At 71.3% G+C, this 15004-nt stretch carries 11 protein-coding genes; 7 read left to right on the plus strand and 4 right to left on the minus strand.

What is annotated here, in order from left to right; translation table 11 throughout:
• Nucleotides 1-90 precede the first annotated feature (90 nt).
• Nucleotides 91-1533, plus strand: a complete 1443-nt coding sequence (locus AC1Z4A_RS09945; protein WP_483677521.1) for an amino acid permease — start codon at nucleotides 91-93, stop codon at nucleotides 1531-1533.
• Between the two features lie 50 nt (nucleotides 1534-1583).
• Here the strand turns inward: AC1Z4A_RS09945 and AC1Z4A_RS09950 are convergent, their stop codons facing one another.
• The gene (locus tag AC1Z4A_RS09950; protein ID WP_483677522.1) at nucleotides 1584-3239 is read right to left on the minus strand and encodes a serine/threonine-protein kinase; all 1656 of its coding nucleotides are present in this window, start codon (nucleotides 3237-3239) and stop codon (nucleotides 1584-1586) included.
• Between the two features lie 138 nt (nucleotides 3240-3377).
• On the opposite strand from AC1Z4A_RS09950, the gene AC1Z4A_RS09955 reads away from it, so the two are divergent.
• Complete coding sequence (locus AC1Z4A_RS09955; RefSeq protein WP_483677523.1) at nucleotides 3378-4235, plus strand: hypothetical protein; 858 nt, start codon at nucleotides 3378-3380, stop codon at nucleotides 4233-4235.
• A gap of 258 nt (nucleotides 4236-4493) precedes the next feature.
• Here AC1Z4A_RS09955 and AC1Z4A_RS09960 read toward each other — a convergent pair whose 3' ends face one another.
• Nucleotides 4494-5102 carry a biotin transporter BioY gene (locus AC1Z4A_RS09960; RefSeq protein WP_483677524.1) on the minus strand — a complete coding sequence of 203 codons (609 nt, stop codon included), beginning with the start codon at nucleotides 5100-5102 and terminating at the stop codon, nucleotides 4494-4496.
• A 293-nt stretch (nucleotides 5103-5395) separates the two neighbouring features.
• On the opposite strand from AC1Z4A_RS09960, the gene AC1Z4A_RS09965 reads away from it, so the two are divergent.
• The 3 genes from AC1Z4A_RS09965 to AC1Z4A_RS09975 all read left to right on the plus strand — a co-directional run bounded on the left by AC1Z4A_RS09965 (nucleotide 5396) and on the right by AC1Z4A_RS09975 (nucleotide 9333).
• Complete coding sequence (locus AC1Z4A_RS09965; protein WP_483677525.1) at nucleotides 5396-6799, plus strand: amino acid permease; 1404 nt, start codon at nucleotides 5396-5398, stop codon at nucleotides 6797-6799.
• A 279-nt stretch (nucleotides 6800-7078) separates the two neighbouring features.
• Nucleotides 7079-8503 (plus strand): amino acid permease, encoded by a 1425-nt coding sequence (locus tag AC1Z4A_RS09970; RefSeq protein ID WP_483677526.1) that lies wholly within the window; start codon nucleotides 7079-7081, stop codon nucleotides 8501-8503.
• Nucleotides 8504-8691: 188 nt separating this feature from the next.
• Nucleotides 8692-9333, plus strand: coding sequence for a superoxide dismutase (locus AC1Z4A_RS09975; RefSeq protein ID WP_483677527.1), 642 nt, complete (start codon nucleotides 8692-8694; stop codon nucleotides 9331-9333).
• A gap of 131 nt (nucleotides 9334-9464) precedes the next feature.
• Here AC1Z4A_RS09975 and AC1Z4A_RS09980 read toward each other — a convergent pair whose 3' ends face one another.
• The gene (locus AC1Z4A_RS09980; RefSeq protein WP_483677528.1) at nucleotides 9465-10097 is read right to left on the minus strand and encodes a hypothetical protein; all 633 of its coding nucleotides are present in this window, start codon (nucleotides 10095-10097) and stop codon (nucleotides 9465-9467) included.
• A gap of 288 nt (nucleotides 10098-10385) precedes the next feature.
• Nucleotides 10386-11027 carry a mycothiol-dependent nitroreductase Rv2466c family protein gene (locus tag AC1Z4A_RS09985; RefSeq protein WP_483677529.1) on the minus strand — a complete coding sequence of 214 codons (642 nt, stop codon included), beginning with the start codon at nucleotides 11025-11027 and terminating at the stop codon, nucleotides 10386-10388.
• Nucleotides 11028-11144: 117 nt separating this feature from the next.
• On the opposite strand from AC1Z4A_RS09985, the gene pepN reads away from it, so the two are divergent.
• Nucleotides 11145-13757 carry an aminopeptidase N gene (pepN, locus tag AC1Z4A_RS09990; protein ID WP_483677530.1) on the plus strand — a complete coding sequence of 871 codons (2613 nt, stop codon included), beginning with the start codon at nucleotides 11145-11147 and terminating at the stop codon, nucleotides 13755-13757.
• A gap of 193 nt (nucleotides 13758-13950) precedes the next feature.
• Nucleotides 13951-14997: a hypothetical protein gene (locus tag AC1Z4A_RS09995; RefSeq protein ID WP_483677531.1), complete on the plus strand. Its 1047-nt coding sequence runs from the start codon at nucleotides 13951-13953 to the stop codon at nucleotides 14995-14997.
• Nucleotides 14998-15004: the final 7 nt, after the last annotated feature.

The raw sequence follows: 15004 nt of genomic DNA on the forward strand, positions 1-15004 counted from the left end.
GGATTCGGGTCTTCCAAAGGGCGGCTTTAAGAAGTTCTAATGCGGGGGCTCGGAACCCGAGCAGCAGAGAACGACCCGAAGGACGTGCATATGAGCGCGACACCGCCGACCATGACGAAGGCGTCGGTGACCGGCGATCCCGGCCACACGTCTGGCGGAGACGGCCTCAAGGCCGGCCTCAAGAACCGTCACCTGTCCATGATCGCCATTGGCGGCGTCATCGGTGCGGGCCTCTTCGTGGGCTCCGCCTCCGGCATCGCCACCGCCGGCCCCGGCATCCTGATCTCGTACGCCCTCGTGGGTGCGATGGTCGTCTTCGTGATGCGGATGCTCGGCGAAATGGCCGCCGCGAACCCCACCTCCGGCTCGTTCTCCGCCTACGCGGACCGCGCGCTGGGCCGCTGGGCGGGCTTCACCATCGGCTGGCTGTACTGGTTCTTCTGGGTCGTCGTGCTCGCCGTCGAGGCGACCGCGGGTGCCAAGATCCTCGAGGGCTGGGTGCCCGCCGTGCCGCAGTGGGCCTGGGCGCTGATCGTCATGCTCGTGCTCACCGCCACCAACCTGGCCTCGGTCAGCTCGTACGGCGAGTTCGAGTTCTGGTTCGCGGGCATCAAGGTCGTCGCGATCGCCGCGTTCATCGGCATCGGCCTGCTCGCCGTCTTCGGTGTGCTCCCCGGCTCGCACAACGACACCGCGAGCTTCTCCAACCTCACCTCCCACGGCGGCTTCCTGCCCAACGGCCCCGGTGCGATCCTCACCGGTGTCCTGATGGTCGTCTTCTCCTTCATGGGCAGCGAGATCGTCACCCTCGCCGCCGGTGAGTCCGAGGACCCGCAGCGCGCCGTGACCCAGGCCACCAACAGCGTCATCTGGCGCATCGGTGTCTTCTACCTGGGCTCGATCCTCGTCGTGGTCAGCCTGCTCCCGTGGGACTCCAAGGAGATCGCCGCCAAGGGCAGCTACGTCGCCGCCCTCGACTCCATCGGCATCCCGCACGCCGGCGACATCATGAACGTCATCGTTCTGACCGCCGTCCTCTCCTGCCTGAACTCGGGCCTCTACACGGCCTCCCGCATGGCCTTCTCGCTCGGCCAGCGCGGCGACGCGCCCAAGGTCTTCGCCAAGGTCAGCAAGAGCGGTGTGCCGCGCGCCGCGATCCTCGGGTCGGTCGTCTTCGGCTTCATCTCGGTGATCTTCAACTACGTGTGGCCGGACACCGTCTTCAAGTTCCTGCTGAACTCCTCCGGCGCCATCGCCCTCTTCGTCTGGCTGGCCATCTGCGTCACCCAGCTGAAGATGCGCGGCATCATCCAGCGCGAGATGCCGGAGAAGCTCATCGTCCGCATGTGGCTCTTCCCGTACCTGACCTACGCCACCATCGGCATGATCCTCTTCGTGCTGGGCTACATGGTCGTCGACGGTGGCGACAACCGTGAGCAGGTCCTGCTGTCGACCCTGGTCGGCGTGATCGTCCTGGCCATGGGCTTCGTCCTGGACCGGCGGCACCGCGCCCAGGCCGCCGTCGAGAAGTAGGCAATACAGCAGTACAGACACAAGTAAATAAGAAGGAGTCGTTCCGCCCGTCAGCCGGCGCGGAACGACTCCTTCGCGTTTGCGTAGACGGTGAGGGCGGTGGTCTCCGCCTCGTCGGCGTACCAGACGCTCACCTGGTACGTCCGGCCGTTCTTCGTGAAGGCCAGCTGCCGTCCCTGCCTCGGCTTGCCCGACTGGAGGAACGCGTACTCCCAGACCACCGCCGGGTTCCCGGCGAACGTCGAGCGCTCCAGCCGGATCTTGCGGTAGCCGGGGGTGCCGTGGAAGCCCTGCTCGAAGCGCTGCCAGTGCGTCAGCAGGTCCTCGGTCGTGCGCCCCTGCTCGGCGGACAGCTCGATGGCGCCGTCCTTCGAGGTGTAGGTGATGTCGCTGGGGCTCTGCTGGGTGCGGTTCCAGTCCGAGGGCGGCACCCAGCTGAAGCCGTCCTCGGTGCGGCGCGCCGCCTCCGTGCCGTCCGCGCTCTCCCGCGGGGACGCGGAGGAAGAGGAAGGGGAACGGGACGTGCTGGAAGCCGATGCCGTGCCGCCGCGCTCGGGGGCCGGGGCGGAGCTGGCGGGCGGGCGGCTCGTTCCTCCAGCGGCCGGTGCCTCTCCCCCGCCCCCGGATCCCCGTGCGGCGAGGACGACCGCGATCACCGCCACGGAGCCAGCCGCCACGGCACCGACGGCGATCAGCACGGGCCTGCGGCCCCGGCGGGAGCGGCGCGGCGGCGGCTCGTCCCGCTCGGGCGGCCGGGGCGGTACGGGGCCGGGCGGCGGGGGCAGCGGTGGTGCCGGTACGGGCGCGGGCATGGCTACGGGCACGGGCGCGGGCCCGGGCGCCGGCACGGTCTGGGGGTGTCCGGCGTCGGCGGGCCGCGGGTGCGCCAGAGCTGCCAGTCCGCCCTCCACGGCGTCGAGCGTCGGCCGCCGGGCGGGGGCCTTGAGCAGCAGGGCGGCCAGCAGTTCCCGCAGCGGGCCCGCGGCGGCCGGGATCACGGGCTCCTCGTAGAGGACGGCGTGCAGGGTCGCCAGGGTCGTCGCCCGGGAGAAGGGCGACTGGCCGGCGAGCGCCGCGCACAAGGTGGCGCCGAGCGACCAGAGGTCGGAGGGCGGGCCCTGCTCGCGGCCCTCGATCCGCTCGGGCGCCATGTAGTCCGGGGAGCCCACCAGGGTTCCGGCCATGGTCAGTGCGGCGGCGTCCTGCATCGCCGCGATGCCGAAGTCGGTGAGGACGATCCGGCCGCGGGCGGTCAGCAGGACGTTGCCGGGCTTGATGTCGCGGTGCAGCACACCGACCGCGTGCACCGCGCGCAGCGCGCGGACCAGCCCCAGTCCGATCCGCGCCGCCTCGCGGGGCTCGACCGGCCCGCCGCGCGCCAGCACCTGCTCCAGGGACCGGCCGTCGACCAGTTCCATGACGATCCACAGCCGGTCGTCCTCCTCGACGACGTCGTAGATGCGGACGACATTGGGGTGGTCGATACGGGCGGTCGCGCGCGCCTCGCGCCGGCTGCGCTCGTGCTGGACCGCGCTCTCCTCGCCGAGGAGGGCGCCGATGCGGATCTCCTTGGCCGCCACGCGCCGGCCGAGCATCTCGTCGACGGCGCACCAGACCCGCCCCATTCCGCCGCGCCCGATCAATTCCAGCAGCCGGTAGCGCCCCACCACGAGCCGCCCCTGCAACTCACCACTCGAATTTCCCACCAGGCCCGCCCCCATTGCGGAATTAACCTTCCGCGCCCTCTGACATCCTCGGACATCGAAATCTTGTGGTACCTATTCAAATGCTTCTGTATGGAGTGGAGATAGGGGGGAGCGAAAATGTTCCGAAGGGTTCGGCGAATGCACCTCCGGGCGCCGGCGGTTGTGACGGCAGTGCTTGCGCTGCTGGCGTTGCCGCTTGGTGCGGCGGCCGTCGCCGCGGAGCCGACGCCGGGCAGCAGCCAGGGGGGCAGCCCGGCGGCGAGCGCTCCGGCCGGCTACCGGGTCAGTACGGAACTGCCCGGGAAGATATCGGTGAACAAGAAATCGGGGAACACCAGTCTGACCGCCACGGTCCGCAATGGGGAGAGCAAGGAGACGGGGCCGATCCGGCTGAAGGTCGTCGGCTTCGACGGAATGCGGATCAGTTCGGTGGAGGGCTGTACGGCGATCCCGGCCGGGCAACTACCGGAAGGCTCGAACAGCGGATTCTCGTGCGACATCGACAAGCTGGGGGCGGGGCAGAGCCGCAGCTATCGGGTGGCGGCGACGTTCGACCTGAGGACGACGGGCCGGATCTGCCTGCCGGTGACGCTGGCGGACGGCAAGACGCTGCTGTGGCAGCAGGGGCCGGTGCATTTCGGGACGACGGACACGAGTTCGGATGCGCCGGATACGCCGTTGCTGCTGGGGACGAAGAATGTTCCGTCGGGGTCGCCGAGTGCGACGGCTTCGTCTTCGCCGAGTGCGACTGCGACTGCGTCGCCGAGTGCGGGCAGTCCCAGCCCGAGCCACGGGCCGAGCCGGAGCCCGAGCGGGGCGGCGAGCACGCCGCCGAAGCGGCACTCGGATTCGGATGACGACCGTGACGACGATGACGATGACGAGCTTGCGCGGACGGGGGCGTCGTCCACGGTGCTCTTCGCGAGCGCGGTGGGGGCCTTTGTGCTGATTGCCGGGGGCGCGGGGATCTGGCTGTCGGGGCGGCGGCAACGCTGAGGCGGTTGGGGGTGGTTCCTTTCCCCGATCCCGCCCCTTCCCGGCTGTATCGATTTGCGGCTCCGCCGCGCGGGGGGCTGCGCCCCAGACCCCGGGACCGCGCTTCGCGCGGTGTCCTCAAACGCCGGACGGGCTGAAATTCAGCCCGTCTGGGGGCACCTCCCAGCGGTAGCTGGGGGAGTTTGAGGACCGGGGGTCCGGGGGCAGAGCCCCCGGTTACGGGAAGGGGCGGGGTGGGGAAACAGCCCCGCAGGGCTCCTAGCCGCGGCGCTCCGCGCCCAGGAGCTTCCACGCCGTCGGCAGCGCGCCCATCGCCAGCGCCGCCTTCAGCGCATCGCCGATCAGGAACGGCGTCAGCCCCACCGCCACCGCCTGCGACAGCGACATGTGCGTCGCCAGCGCCAGGTACGGCACGCCCACCGCGTAGATGATCGCGGAGCCCAGCGCCATCGTGCCCGCCGTGCGCAGCACCGAGCGGTCGGCGCCGCGGCGTGCCAGCGCGCCCACGACCGTCGCGGCCAGCAGCATGCCCAGCACATAGCCGAAGGACGGGAACGCGGCACCGGAGCGCGCCTCGGCGAACCACGGCATGCCCGCGACGCCCGCGACCGCGTACAGGGCCAGGGAGAGGAAGCCGCGGCGGGCGCCCAGCGCGGTGCCGACCAGCAGCGCGGCGAAGGTCTGGCCGCTGACCGGGACCGGGGAGCCGGGGACCGGGACCGCTATCTGCGCGGTGATGCCGGTGAGCGCGGCACCGCCGAGGATCAGGGCCGCGTCGCGGACCCGGGCCCGTCCGGCGGAGGAAGCGGGGAGCAGGTCGGCGAGGACCGTACCGGTCCGGGTGGCGGGGGCAGCGGCGGTGGCCATCGGTACTCCGCGAGGTGAGAGGTGGACATCGGACAAGAGATTGAGAACAGCCCGACGTTAGCCGAGCGTCACCCCACCGGCACCGGACGGCAGTGACAAAGGAGAGCCGCCGGGCTTGGCGGGTTCCGAGCGCGTGTGCACCCGTTAGCTGCGATTGACGGTGGAAACGTGATGCTCGTCACGAGAAAGCCGATGCGGCTTGGCCCCGACCGCCCGGCCGGGGGAACCTGGTCTTCACTATTTGCACCTTTGCGCTCTTGTGCGCTTCGCCCGACCCCGAGAGAGCGAGCCCCATGCCCGACGCACAGCCCGCCGCCGAGTCCCTCGCCGGCGAGAGAGAGCCGCTTGCCTCGGGACTCAAGCAGCGCCACCTGACGATGCTGGGGCTGGGCGGCGTGATCGGCGCCGGGCTGTTCGTCGGCTCGGGCGCCGGGATCTCCGTGGCGGGCCCGGGCATCATCGTGTCGTACCTGATCGCGGGCGCGCTCGCGATGCTGGTCATGCGGATGCTCGGCGAGTTGTCGGCGGCGCTGCCCGCCTCGGGCGCCTTCTCGGTGCACGCCGAGCGGGCGCTGGGCCGCTGGGCCGGGTTCACGGTGGGCTGGCTGTACTGGTTCCTGCTCGTGGTCGTGCTCGCCGTCGAGGCGACGGGCGCCGCGCAGATCGCCCATGACTGGGCGCCCTCGGTCCCGCAGTGGGCCTGGGTACTGGGCATCATGATCATCTTCACGGCAGCGAACCTCGCGGCGGTGAAGAACTTCGGCGAGTTCGAGTTCTGGTTCGCCGCCCTCAAGGTCGGCGCGATCGTCCTCTTCCTGGCGCTGAGCCTGCTGGCGATCTTCGGACTGCTGCCCGACACCCACGCGGTGGGCATGACGAACCTCACCGGCCAGGGCGGCTTCCTGCCCAACGGCTGGTCCGGGGTGATCTCCGGAGTGCTCGCGGTGGTCTTCGCCTTCGGCGGCCTGGAGGTCGTCACGATCGCCGCCGCCGAGTCCGACGACCCGGCGCGCGCCGTGGGCCGGGCGGTGCGCAGCGCGGTGTGGCGCATCCTCTTCTTCTACGTCGGCTCGATGCTCGTCATCGTCACCCTTCTGCCCTGGTCCTCGATGCAGGCGGGGAAGAGCCCGTACGTGGCCGTCCTGGACCACATCGGGGTGCCCGGGGCCGGGCAGATCATGAACATCGTGGTGTTCGTGGCGCTGCTGTCCGCGCTGAACGCCAACCTCTACGGCTCGTCCCGGATGATCTTCTCGCTGGCCGAGCGCGGCGAGGCGCCGCGCGCGCTGCTGAAGGTCTCGGGCGGCGGGACGCCGCGGCGGGCGGTGTTCGCCTCGGTCGCGTTCGGCTTCGCCTCGGTGATACTCAACCTCGAGTGGCCCGACTCGATCTTCCGCTATCTGCTCAACGCGGTGGGCGCGGTGCTCCTCTTCGTCTGGGGCCTGATCGCCGCCTCGCAGCTGCGGCTGCGGCGCCGGATCGAGCGCGAGATGCCCGGGGCGCTGACCCTGCGCATGTGGTGCTTCCCCTATCTGACCTGGGCCGCGCTGGCCGGCATGGCGGGCGTCCTGGTGCTGATGCTGACGGACCGCGACGCCCGGCCGCAGCTGATGTGGTCGGCGGGGGCGACGGCCGCGGTGCTCGCGGTCGCGGGGCTCCGGGAACTCCGGGACCGGCGGGCCGGGCGCAGCTCCTAGAGGGTGCCCGACGGGTCGGTGCGCCCGACCCGTCGGACGTCCTTCGACACGGTTCGGCCGCGAAATGGCCGCGATTCAGCCTCGTCGCGGCACATCGTGGCCACATCACGACCACATCACGGCCCCTGACACGGACTCGTATGTGGCGACATGTCAGGCACGGACAGTGGTCCGAGCGTCCGTATATCGGACACCTCTGTTCAGGGTGTTGTCCTGAGCAATGCTGGCCCCCACACTGAGGCAACTTTTCCGCACTCATCCAACGGGGCGCACACGAACATGACTGGTATACCGTCCCCGCCGGCATCCGGCACCACCGTGGCGACACCGATCGCCGACGAGGGAACCGCACTGTCGCACGGCCTCAAGCAGCGCCACCTGTCGATGATCGCCCTCGGCGGCGTCATAGGCGCCGGCCTCTTCGTCGGCTCCGGCGCCGGCATCGCCGCGGCAGGTCCGTCCATCGTGCTGGCCTATGCGGCATCCGGGCTTCTGGTGATGCTCGTGATGCGCATGCTGGGCGAGATGTCGGCCGCCAACCCGGCTTCCGGCTCCTTCTCCGTGCACGCCGAACGCGCGATAGGCCCCTGGGCGGGCTTCGCCGTGGGCTGGGTGTTCTGGACCCTGCTGTGTGTGGCCGTCGCCGCCGAGGCCATCGGCGCGGCGTCCATCATGACCAGCTGGTTCCCGGGCACCGCCTCCTGGATGTGGGTCGCCCTGTTCATGGCCGTGTTCACCGGCTCGAACCTCGCGGCGGTGAAGAACTTCGGCGAGTTCGAGTTCTGGTTCGCCGCCCTGAAGGTGGCCGCGATCGGCATCTTCCTGATTCTCGGCATCCTCGCCATCGTGGGCGTCCTGCCCGGTACGGACGCCCCGGGCACCGACAACCTCACCGGCAACGGCGGCTTCTTCCCCACCGGCGTCGACGGCCTCGTGGTCGGCCTGCTGGCCTCCGTGTTCGCCTACGGCGGCCTGGAGACGGTGACCATCGCGGCCGCCGAGTCCGAGCAGCCGCGGAAGAGCGTGGCCAACGCGGTCCGCACCGCGATGTGGCGGATCGGCCTCTTCTACATCGGCTCGATGCTCGTCGTCGTCACCCTGATCCCCTGGGACGACAAGTCGGTCGTCGAGAAGGGCCCCTACGTCGCCGTCCTGAACCACCTGGACATCCCCGCGGCCGGGCAGATCATGAAGGTGATCGTGCTGGTGGCCCTGCTCTCCGCGGTCAACGCCAACATCTACGGTGCCTCCCGCATGGCCTACTCGCTGGTCTCCCGCGGCCAGGGCCCCAAGGTGCTCGCCAAGGTCAACGGGGGCGTGCCGCGCTTCGCGGTCGTCGCCTCGGCCGCCTTCGGCTTCCTCGCGGTGCTGTTCAGCTACTGGTGGCCGTCCACCGTCTTCAAGTGGCTGCTCAACATGGTCGGCGCGGCCGTGCTGGTGGTCTGGGCCTTCATCGCCGTGGCCCAGCTGATGATGCGGCGCCGCATCCCGCAGGACAAGCTGATCGTGCGGATGTGGCTCTTCCCGTACCTGACCTGGGTGGCGCTGCTGGGCATCCTGGGTGTGCTGGCCCTGATGCTGCGCGAGGACGAGACCCGGCTCCAGCTGTACTTCACGGGCGGCATGACCATCGCCCTCGTGGCGATCGGGTTCGTGCGCCAGCGCCTGGCGGCGGCAAAGGGCTCGGCCACAACCGGAAGCTGACACTCCGGCATCGCTCCATATCGCTCTGCTCCCCGAGGCGGGGTAGGTCCTGATCTTCAGGACCTACCCCGCCTCGGTCTTTGGTCGGAGACCCGCCCCCGGGACCGCGTTTCTGACGCACTTGCTGGTAGCTTCTTCTTGCATATTCATTGCAAGAAGCATTGCAGTAAGCAGTCGGAGGGCTCGGCATGGCCATCTACACACTTCCCGAACTCCCGTACGATTACGCGGCTCTGCAGCCCGTCATCGACGCGAAGATCATCGAGCTGCACCACGACAAGCACCACGCGGCATACGTCAAGGGCGCCAACGACACGCTGGAGCAGCTCGCCGAGGCGCGGGACAAGGACCAGTGGGGCGCCGTCAACGGCCTCGAGAAGAGCCTGGCCTTCCACCTCTCCGGCCACATCCTGCACAGCATCTACTGGCAGAACATGTCGGGCGACGGTGGCGGCGAGCCGCTCGGCAAGGACGGCGTGGGCGAGCTGGCGGACGCCATCGCCGAGTCCTTCGGCACCTTCGCCAAGTTCAAGGCCCAGATGACCAAGGCCTCCGCCACCACCCAGGGCTCCGGCTGGGGCGTGCTCGCCTACGAGCCGGTCAGCGGCCGCCTGATCGTCGAGCAGGTCTACGACCACCAGGGCAACGTGGGCCAGGGCTCGGTGCCGATCCTGGTCTTCGACGCCTGGGAGCACGCGTTCTACCTTCAGTACAAGAACCAGAAGGTGGACTTCATCGAGGCCATGTGGGCGGTCGTCAACTGGCAGGACGTCAACGCCCGTTATCTGGCGGCGAAGGAGAAGGGCAGCTCCATCATCCTGGCGCCCTGACCCGCACGCCGGTACCACCCCGCCGGCACCCGCCCCGGACCGCCTGCTCGTGATCGTCTTCTCACCCTTCACGCGGCAGGCACGGAGAGGCCCCCGCACGGTCGCATCGCGCGGGGGCCTCTCCGCATCTCTCAGGCGTGCCCGAAGGCCTCGCCGGTCACCGTGAACTCCCGGGCCAGCCCGGTCTCGTGCAACCGGGCGAACGGGGTGAACGGCACGCCCAGTTCCGACGCCCCGCGGTCGAAGTTCCACGCCTTCTGCACGGCGAAACGGTAGTCCACGGCGGCTCTGCCCCCGGCGTCCACCCGGACCGTGCCCGTCAGCCGGAACTCCGCGCAGCGCAGGGCGAGCCACCAGTCCTTGCTCACGCTGCGGGTGAAGTGCACGTCGCGCCAGCCGCTGTCGGCGGGGTAGGCGGCCGGGCCGCCGCCGCCCGGGCCGGCGCGCCACCGCTCCAGCGCCTCGGCGCGCCAGCGCTCCAGCTGGGCGTCGGCCGCCGCCCGCACGGCCGGCAGGGCCAGCAGCGCCTCGGCGTCCACCCGGTAGGGGGAACCGGTGGCCCGCAGGTAGTGCCGCAGGGTGGCGGCGGCGTTGCGGAGTCCCAGGCGGGACCAGAGCGGGGGGAGGGCGCGGCAGAGGGTGAGTGTCAGGAGGTCGTACGGGCGTACGGGCAGCTCGGCGTAGGCGGCGTTGGGGCAGGGGGGTTCGGCTTCGGCCCAGCCGCCGGTGCGGCCTAGTGGCCGGGAGAGGTCGGTCTGGTCCATACCGGGACATTAATGGAGCTTGTTCCGGCTCGCTCGTCGGGTGACGGGCGTTTTCCTTTCCCCACCCCGCCCCTTCCCGCTGTATCCGATATGCGGCTCCGCCGCAGGGCGGGGGCTCTGCCCCCGGACCCCCGGTCCTCAAACTCCCCCAGCTACCTCCCCCAGCTACCGCTGGGGGTGCCCCCAGGAGGTGCCCCCAGACGGGCTGGAAATCCAGCCCGTCCGGCGTTTGAGGACTTTCGGGAAGGGGCGGGGTGGGGAAAGCCCCGCAGGGCCCCGGCCCGGCCCTCAGTCGAAGATCGGTCCAACCGTCCGCGTCCGCTTGATCTCGTAGAAGCCCGGCGTCCCCGCCACCAGCAGCGTGCCGTCCCACAGCTTCGCCGCCGCCTCGCCCTTCGGGGCCGGCGTGACGACCGGGCCGAAGAAGGCGACCTCGGCGCCGTCGGGGCCCGGCACGGCGATGACCGGGGTGCCGACCTCCTGGCCGACCTTGTCGATGCCCTCCGCGTGGGAGACGCGCAGCGCCTTGTCGTACTCGTCCGAGTCCGCCGCGTCCGCCAGCGACGCGGGCAGCCCGGCCTCCTCCAGCGCGGCCACTATCGTCTCGCGCGTGCGCGGCAGGCCCTGGTTGTGCAGGCGCGTGCCCAGCGCGGTGTAGAGGCGGCCCAGCGCCTCGCCGCCGTGCTTCTGCTCGGCCGCGATGCACACCCGCACCGGGCCCCAGGCCGGGCCGCCGGGGCGCATGGCCTCGGCGTACTGCTCCGGCAGGGTGTCGAGCTTGTCCTCGTTGAGCACCCCGAGGCTCATCACGTGCCAGCGCACGTCCACGGGGCGGACCTTCTCCACCTCCAGCATCCAGCGCGAGGTCATCCAGGCCCACGGGCAGATGGGGTCGAACCAGAAGTCGGCGGTCACTCTCTCCGCGGTCACGCGAATCTCCTCTGCAGAACCGGACAGTCAGCGATTCAACAAGCACCCCCGTGCCATGATTCCTGGTGTTCGAAATGCGAGACGAAGAAGAAGAGACGACAACGAGGGAGCCGCGTCGTGCCCGGTGAGAACCTGACCCGCGAGGAGGCCCGGGAACGGGCCCGGCTGCTGACCGTGGACGCCTACGACGTGGCCCTCGACCTGCGGTCCGCCGTGGCGCCGGACACGGGCCCCGGCCCGGAGCCGCGCACCTTCCGCTCGGTGGCCACGATCCGGTTCCGCTGCGCCGAGCCCGGGGCCACCAGCTTCGCGGACCTGGTCGCCCCCGCGGTCACCGCCGTCACCCTGAACGGCCGGGAGCTGGACCCGAAGGCCGTCTTCGACGGCTCGCGGATCGCCCTGGAGGGCCTGGCCGCCGAGAACGTCCTGGTCGTCGACGCCCAGTGCGCGTACAGCCGGACCGGCGAGGGCATGCACCGCTTCGCCGACCCCGAGGACGGCGAGGTCTACCTCTACACCCAGTACGAGCCCGCCGACGCGCGCCGGGTCTTCGCCAACTTCGAGCAGCCCGACCTCAAGGCCCCCTTCACCTTCTCGGTGACCGCGCCCTCGGACTGGACGGTGCTGAGCAACGGGGAGCGCGACGGCGAGCCCGAGCCGGTGGACGACGCCTCCGTCACCTGGCGCTTCGTGCCCACGCAGCCGATCTCCACGTACATCACGGCGGTCGTCGCCGGCCCGTACCACGTCGCCCGCGACCACTACCGCCGCACCTTCGCCGACGGGACCGTCCTGGACGTCCCGCTGGCCGCGCTCTGCCGCAAGGGGCTGGCCCGGTACTTCGACGCCGACGACATCTTCACCGTCACCAAGCAGGGCCTGGACTTCTTCCACGACCACTTCGACTACCCGTACCCCTTCGGCAAGTACGACCAGGCGTTCGTGCCGGAGTACAACATCGGGGCGATGGAGAACCCGGGCTGCGTGACCTTCCGGGAGGAGTTCGTCTTCCGTGGCAAGGTGACGCAGTCGTCGTACGAGCGCCGGGCCAACGTCATCCTGCACGAGATGGCGCACATGTGGTTCGGCGACCTGGTGACCATGGAGTGGTGGGACGACCTGTGGCTCAAGGAGTCGTTCGCCGACTTCATGGGCTCCTTCTCGCAGGTGGAGGCCACCCGCTTCGACAGCGCCTGGGTCACCTTCGCCAACCAGCGCAAGGCCTGGGCCTACCGGGCCGACCAGCTGCCCTCCACCCACCCCGTCACGGCGGACATCCACGACCTGGAGGACGCCAAGCTCAACTTCGACGGCATCACCTACGCCAAGGGCGCCTCGGTGCTCAAGCAGCTGGTCGCCTACGCGGGCCGGGACGCCTTCCTGGAGGGCGCCCGCCGCTACTTCAAGCGGCACGCCTACGGCAACACCCGCCTGGCCGACCTGCTCCGGGTGCTGGAGGAGACCTCCGGCCGGGACATGGCCGCCTGGTCCCGCTCCTGGCTGGAGACCGCGGGCGTCAACTCGCTGACCCCGCTGCCGGTTTACGACGCGGCCGACCGCCTCACCGAGCTGGCGATCCTCCAGGAGGCGCCGGAGCAGCACCCCGAACTGCGCCCGCACCGCCTGGCCGTCGGCCTCTACCGCCGTGAGGAGCCGGGCGGCCCGCTGCTGCGCTACGCCCGTGCCGAGGTCGACGTCACCGGGCCCCGTACGGTCGTGGCCGAGCTGGCCGGGGCCGAGCGGCCCGAGCTGATCCTGGTCAACGACGAGGACCTCACCTACTGCAAGATCCGCTTCGACGAGGGCTCGCTGGCAACCCTGCGCGAGCACCTGGGCGACCTCACCGACCCGCTGGCGCGGGCCCTGTGCTGGTCGGCCCTGTGGAACCTCACCCGCGACGGGCTGCTGCCCGCCCGCGACTACCTGGAGCTGGTCCAGCGCTTCGCGGGCGCCGAGACCGACATCGGCGTGCTGCAGGTGGTGCAGGCCTGGGCCACCGGGGCACTGATCCACTACACGGCCCCGGAGCGGCGCGAGGGCGCCGGCCGGGAGCTCGCGTACAGCGCGCTGCGCGAGCTGCGGCTGGCCGAGCCGGGCAGCGGCCACCAGCTGGCCTGGGCGCGGTTCTTCGCCTCCCACGCGTGCGACGACGGCGACCTGCGGCTGCTGCGCGGGCTGCTGGACGACACCGCCAGGATCGACGGGCTGGACGTCGACCAGGAGCTGCGCTGGACGTTCCTGTTCGCGCTCGCCTCCCAGGGGGCGGCCGACGAGTCCGTGCTCACCGCCGAGCTGGCCCGGGACGACACCGCCTCCGGCAAGCGGCACCAGGTGCGCTGCCTGGCCTCCCGGCCCTCGGCCGAGGTCAAGGCCGAGGCGTGGGCGGCGGTCGTGGACTCGGACGCGCTTTCCAACGCGCTGGCCGAGGCCACCATCGCGGGCTTCGACCAGCCGGGCCAGCGGGAGCTGCTGGCGCCCTACGCCGCGCGCTACTTCGAGGTGATCGAGCGGGTCTGGCGCGAGCGGTCCATCGAGATCGGCATGGCGGTCGTGCGCGGGCTGTTCCCGATGCTCCAGGACGACCCGCGGACGCTGGCGGCCACGGACGACTGGCTGGAGACCCACCCGGACGCGGCCCCGGCGCTGCGGCGGCTGGTGCTGGAGGCCCGGGACGACCTGGCGCGGGCGCTGCGCGCCCAGGAGTGCGACACGAAGGCGGCCACGGCCTGACCTCCGACGCGGCCGACGATCGGGCCGCGGTGCGGGGAACGCCCCGTTCCGCGGCCCGGGTTACGGCCTGATCCGATGCAGTTCCGATGCGAATCCGTGTCAACGGCGCTGGTTTGGGAGCGCGTTGTCCTGATTTGCCGACGGGCGCGTAACAGCGGTTAGGGGGCGGCCGCGGAGCGGGAACGGTCGGGGCATGAACTCCGACACCCCCCTCTCCCCGCGCCCCCTCTACCACCTCTCCGACGTCCGGCACCGCGTCATGACCACCCGCCGGCTGCGCGAGCACGGCGTCCCGGGCGCCACCGTCACCGAGCGCTGCCGGCCCGGCGGCCCCTGGCAGCAGCTGCTGCCCGGCGTCTACCTGCTCCACACCGGGCCCGCCACGAGCGAGGAGCGGCTGCACGCCGCCCTGATGTACACGCTCCCGCGCACCGGGATCCCGACCCAGCCGGGCCCGGCCGGGGCGCGCGACGCGGCGGCGGAGCCGTACGGCCGGGCCATGATCACCGGGGCGGCCGCGCTGGCCCTGTACCGCTTCACCTCCGTGCCCTCACTGCTCTCCCTCGACCGCATCGACGTGCTGGTGCCGCGCACCCGGCGGCTGCGCTCGGCGGGCTTCGCGCGGGTGGTGCGGGCGCAGGAGCTGCCGCGCCCGGCGCTGCTGACGGGGGTGCCGGTGGCCCCGGCGGCCCGGGCGGTCGCCGACGCCGTGGCGCAGCTGACCGACTCGGCGGCCGCCCGCCGGCTGCTGGCGGAGGCGGTGCGGGGCAGGCACTGCGAGCCGGCCGCGCTGGTGCGGGAGCTGACCCGGGCCCGGCTGCTGCTGCGGCCGCACGTCGCGGAGGCCGTCGACGCGCTGCTGGCCGAGGGCCGGGCGGTCGCGGAGGGGCGGCTGTACGAGATGGTGCGCGAGCATGCGCTGCCCGCCCCGCTGTGGAACGTCGACCTGCGGCTGCCCGGCGGCCCGTACCTGGGGGGCGTGGACGCCTACTGGCCGGACCACGCGGTGGCGCTGGAGCTGGACACGCGGGGTCCGGGCGAGGAGGAGGCGGTGCCGTGGTCCGAACGCTCGCGGAAGCTGGAGTACTTGGAGCGGCTGGGCATCATGGTGGTCCGCGTCACGCCGCGGAAGCTGCGTGACGCGGAGGCCCTGGAGCAGCAGGCCGCGGTCGTGCGCACCGCGCTGGTGGCGTCGGCCGACCACGAGCCCACTGCCTATGTCGTCGTCCTGCCGAGGTGAGACCCCG

This window comes from Streptomyces sp. 17_S59 (assembly GCF_056930295.1).

What these genes read in the sequence shown, in the direction of transcription:
- AC1Z4A_RS09970 (WP_483677526.1), top strand. Translation starts at nt 7,079, where the DNA reads ATGACTGGTATACCGTCCCCGCCGGCATCCGGCACCACCGTGGCGACA.
- AC1Z4A_RS09975 (WP_483677527.1), top strand. Translation starts at nt 8,692, where the DNA reads ATGGCCATCTACACACTTCCCGAACTCCCGTACGATTACGCGGCTCTG.
- AC1Z4A_RS09955 (WP_483677523.1), top strand. Translation starts at nt 3,378, where the DNA reads ATGCACCTCCGGGCGCCGGCGGTTGTGACGGCAGTGCTTGCGCTGCTG.
- AC1Z4A_RS09995 (WP_483677531.1), top strand. Translation starts at nt 13,951, where the DNA reads ATGAACTCCGACACCCCCCTCTCCCCGCGCCCCCTCTACCACCTCTCC.
- AC1Z4A_RS09980 (WP_483677528.1), bottom strand. Translation starts at nt 10,097, where the DNA reads ATGGACCAGACCGACCTCTCCCGGCCACTAGGCCGCACCGGCGGCTGG.
- AC1Z4A_RS09960 (WP_483677524.1), bottom strand. Translation starts at nt 5,102, where the DNA reads ATGGCCACCGCCGCTGCCCCCGCCACCCGGACCGGTACGGTCCTCGCC.
- AC1Z4A_RS09945 (WP_483677521.1), top strand. Translation starts at nt 91, where the DNA reads ATGAGCGCGACACCGCCGACCATGACGAAGGCGTCGGTGACCGGCGAT.
- AC1Z4A_RS09965 (WP_483677525.1), top strand. Translation starts at nt 5,396, where the DNA reads ATGCCCGACGCACAGCCCGCCGCCGAGTCCCTCGCCGGCGAGAGAGAG.